The following is a 344-nucleotide window of genomic DNA, read 5'->3' on the forward strand; positions in this document are numbered from 1 at the left end:
GTATCCGGGGGTCGACGCGCTGGCGAACGGGCTGGTCGTCGCGGTGACGGAGACGACGACGGCGGAGGATGTCGCGGCGCTGGCCGCGGCATTGACGGAGGAACTGGCATGAGCGCGATCAATGCGAGCGGGTGGAAGCCCTCGGCGCCGGTGAAGGGCGAGGGCGCCGCGCCGACGTTTACGGGCAACCGGGCATTGATGCTGGAGGAGAAGCTGATCTTCGAGATCGGCGACGGCGAGACGACGGGGGTGGATTTCACTATCCTCCCCGGAACGGGGAGGGGGACCGCCGGCGCAGCCGGTGGTGGAGGGGGAGCGCCTCAAAGCGCATCGCTTGCGGATGG

General features: G+C 69.5%; 1 protein-coding gene and 1 pseudogene. Both read left to right on the forward strand.

All coding sequences use genetic code 11. From position 1 onward, the window contains the following. On the forward strand, positions 1-112 hold a 112-nt coding region (locus ASG29_RS17455; RefSeq protein ID WP_235532919.1), incomplete at its 5' end, for a hypothetical protein. Further along, positions 109-344, forward strand: a pseudogene (locus ASG29_RS17460) (aminomethyl-transferring glycine dehydrogenase subunit GcvPB); the annotation flags it as partial. The gene ASG29_RS17455 and the pseudogene ASG29_RS17460, both read left to right, overlap by 4 nt.

It is taken from the genome of Sphingomonas sp. Leaf412, from assembly GCF_001425405.1.
In the GTDB taxonomy this organism is placed as follows: domain Bacteria; phylum Pseudomonadota; class Alphaproteobacteria; order Sphingomonadales; family Sphingomonadaceae; genus Sphingomonas.